This is a genomic window from Anaerolineae bacterium, from assembly GCA_016931895.1.
In the GTDB taxonomy this organism is placed as follows: Bacteria; Chloroflexota; Anaerolineae; order 4572-78; family J111; genus JAFGNV01.
Genome location: JAFGDY010000178.1, coordinates 1 through 3918, shown reverse-complemented (window position 1 = coordinate 3918; position 3918 = coordinate 1). Strand labels below are relative to the sequence as shown.

2 protein-coding genes are annotated in these 3918 nt (G+C 56.2%); both read right to left on the bottom strand.

Annotated features, from left to right (window positions below):
- Nucleotides 1-1999: HAMP domain-containing protein (locus tag JW953_13440; GenBank protein MBN1993699.1), on the bottom strand; the 1999-nt coding region annotated here is incomplete at its 3' end.
- 440 nt (nt 2000-2439) lie between these two features.
- Nucleotides 2440-3918 (bottom strand): response regulator (locus JW953_13435; protein MBN1993698.1); only part of this gene is annotated, 1479 nt, incomplete at its 5' end.

Genomic DNA, 3918 nt, shown 5'->3' with positions numbered 1-3918 from the left:
TTCGTTCTTTGTCTTCGGGATGGATGGCCTGGGCAAATGAAGTGGGGTCGGCATAAAGGCTTGCGCACGTGCGGCCCCATATTTCCTCATAAGCCGGGTTCACATAAAGCACTTCCAGGGTTTGGGTATCCCGCAGCCAGACCGCCTGGCGCATGGCCCCGGTGATTTGGCGCATTCTGGCTTCGCTGGCGCGCAGAGCGGTGGTGCGCTCAACCACGTGCGTTTCCAGGTTACGAATCAGGTCGCCCAACTGCGCCGCCAGCTTGTTGAATGCATCGGTTAAAAAGCCAATCTCATCGGCGTACCGCACCGTCACGTTAACCGCGTACTCGCCCGCTTCTAAACGCCGGACGCCGCGCAGCAAGGCATTGAGCGGCATAACCAGGTTTGCGTGAAAAAACAGGGGGAAACCAAGCAGAATAGCCACGCTGCTGGCAAGGATCAGGCCGGCTAACGGGACAAACAGTTGGTGGAGTTGGCGGCGAAAGGCCAGGTAGTAGTCGAACACTACCCCCTGCGGTCCGGTGGTAAGGGGCAGGCCGGCAAAATCTACTTGTTGGGGCAGCAAACGTTCAAGCCCTGGTTGGGCAGGGTTGCCCATGCCCGGCACCGCGCCCACCAGCCAAATATCGTCTTCGGGATCGCTGTCCGGCCGGAAGGTCAGAAAGGGGGGAATATCGTTATAACTTACCTGGAATGTGCCGTCGCGGTGCAAAATCAGTTGAAAGGTGTAGGTGGTTTGCTGCGCCCGGAATGCCGGAACCCGATCCCAGGTAATGATCAATCTGTCGGCGTCACGCCGGGCATATACCCCGCCCTCTCCGGCCTGGGGAATCAGGTCGAGGTACAGGGGAAAGATGGCCGGCGACACCCCATAATGGTATTGGATGGTGCGATGGTCCACCGGCCGGCCCAGGCCAACCACGCCATCGTTCATCACGTACACCTGGCGGTAGGTTTGCCCGTAAAAAGGAAAGGTAAAGTCCAGGGCCACGCTATCAGTTTCCGCCAGCGCATCGGCCAACCCCAAATTGCTTCCCAACTCGCTTTCAAATTGAAAGGGGGCGACGGTTACGGTGTAGCCGCCGCTGTTGTTGGGGCTAAAGTTCAGGGTTTGTCCCTGGGGTGAGGCAACGGAATAGTTGCTGACGTAGGTGGGCATAATATTCCAACTCACCAAGCCCAGCACGACTAGCACGGTCACCAGAGCTGCCCCCACCAGTTTGACCATAAACGTGGTTCGCTCCGGGAGCGAATTCAGGTAGGCAATGGCAAAAAGAAACAGGGTAAAGAGAAGCACCACCGACAGGCTGGCGTGATAAAGACCGGCCGAAATAAGCCGGTAGCTGCGCAGCAGGTTAGCCAGGCTCATCCCCACCGGCAGCAGGTAAACCAGAACAAAAGCGCGGGCCGCCCTGGCGTTTTGTCCCTGGGGTTGCCACAGGTGAGCCAGACCAAATAGGTCGCGCCCGCCCGCGCCTGGCCCGGGGTTTGCCTGTTCTTGCCTGGAAGCGTATACGGCCTGGCGGACAAAGACAACGGGCACCCACAGGAACCCCAAGACCAGGGCGTAATCGGCCCACTCAGGGCGAAAGAAGACCAGGCCCTGGCGCAACGCGGCAAAGCGGTAAAGGGCGAACCCGGCTTCGGCCAGGGTGTAGAGGGCGCTCAACCCCAGGGCCAGGCGCGCTTCCCATTTTCGGTGGGGGGGCAGGTGGGGAAAGTGATAGGCAAACTGCAATAACAGGAGCAGGATCAGCCCGACGGTTGCGTTCTCCAGATAAACCACCTGGAGTCGCCAGGCCGGCAGCAAGGCTGTTTCAAAGAACAACAGCAGGATAAAAACGGTGGTGGCCGCAAAAAAGCCAAGTAAAAAACGGGCATGCGCTGTTTTGCCCAGGCGTTGTTGGGATAGAGTGTGATAGACAAAAAAACCAAAAATAGCCAAAACCAGGATAATTTGGGTTAAATAGCTGACGGCGGCGGGCGTTAGATACATATTGGTTCCTTAATTTACCCTTGTCTGTTGGGTTGGGGGCGTTCTGGCGCGCCCTGTTATTCCAAACGCATTTTGAAATTTCCGTAGCTGGCGCATGCCTATACGTCAGCGGACGACATAGGGATACCGTCTTACAGAAATTTTAACGTACGTTTAGTATACTTGTTACTTCAATAATATGCAGAATTGGGTGGTGGTTAAATAGTAAGTGATGGCATGTCATCCATTCGCTACGCTCAAGACAGGTTTCGAGGAACGAAGTGATGAGAAATCTCCTTGAGATGTTTGTTTTAAGCAGAGTCTGAGGAGATTTCTCGCTCCTATTGTCGCTTGAAATGACATGCTGAAAATCCTCATCACTTACCACTTTACCACTACTCAGAATTGCTGACCAGTCAAAACTGGCCGCAAAAAGGGCAGCGCACAAAGCCACCAGGGGGTTAATGATGTGGGCGGTCCGGTTGGATCAAGGCCAGGATTTGTTCATATTTAAAATCACCGGCCAAATTCGCCAGTTCATCGGCGACAGGGGCGGCGTGATGGCGAATTTCCTCGATCACCCGGCCAATTGTCTCCATATCAAGCCGGGTAATCGCTTCTTCCAGCTTAACCCGTAACTCAACCGGCAAAATCTGGATTGCGGTTTTTAAGTTTTGCGCCTCAACCGGCCGGCCCACTTCTTCTGTTTCCTCGTAAACAAAACGTACATCCAAATGTTTAGCCAGCATGTCAAAAATCTCCCCTACCTGGAACGGTTTATTCACAAAATCGTCGCATCCTTCCGCCAACATTGTCGTCCGGTCTTCGTCAAAGGCGCTGGCCGTCAGGGCAATGATAATGGTCTTTTGCCCCTGGGGAGTGGCCTTGATACGCCGGGTGGTTTCGTGACCGTCCAACACCGGCATGCGCATATCCATCCAGATCAGGTGCGGCTGCCACGTTTCCCAAATTTCAAGGGCTTCCTGGCCGTTCACGGCTTCACGCAGGTCAAAGCCCCGCTTGCCGGTTGGATCGGCCAGCGGTTGCAGCAGTTTGATCAATACTTCCCGGTTTGTCTCTTGATCTTCAACTATCAGCAGCCGGTAAGGCCCGCCATCCGCAGCCCGTTGCCCCGGCTCCAAACCACCCGCCCGGCGGCCGGGTTGCAGGCCAGGTACTTCGGCCGCCGTCACCACTGCCACCGGAATATCAAATTGAAAGCGACTGCCCCGGCCCACTTTACTGCTCGCCGTGAGTTCACCCCCCATCGCCCGCACAAATTCGCGGCTAATGGGCAGGCCCAGGCCGGTGCCCTGCCTGGCCTGCTGTCCGCCGGCGGCTTGCACAAAAGCCTCAAAAATAGCCTCCAGTTCGCCCGGCGCAATGCCAATGCCGGTGTCTTCAACTTCAAAGTGGATCAGGAACAGGGATTGGGAATTAGGAATCAGGGTTTCCTGATGCCTTCCTGATCCCTGATCCCCTCCTCTCACCCGTAACGTCACCTGTCCCTGTTGCGTAAACTTGACCGCGTTGCTCAACAAGTTGATGAGTATTTGTCGCAGCTTGCTCTGGTCGGCCCGGATGTATTGCGGCACGTTGGGGGCGCGGTCAAAGACCAGGGCCAGTCCTTTGGCGGCCAGGCGAGATTGGAACATTTCTTGCAGGCCCAAGAGCAGGTAATTCAGGTCAAAGTTCTCCGGGTGAAGTTCTAACCGCCCCGCTTCGATTTTGGACAGGTCCAGCACTGCATTGATCAGGGCCAGCAGGTGTTCGCCGCTCCGGCCAATTGTCTGTAGATTCTTCCGCTGGTCGGGGGTAAGTTGGGGGTCGCGGGCCAGCAGTTGGGCAAAGCCCAAAATGGCGTTGAGGGGGGTGCGCAGTTCGTGGCTCATGTTGGCCAAAAACGCGCTTTTGGCCCGGTTAGCGGCTTCGGCGGCATC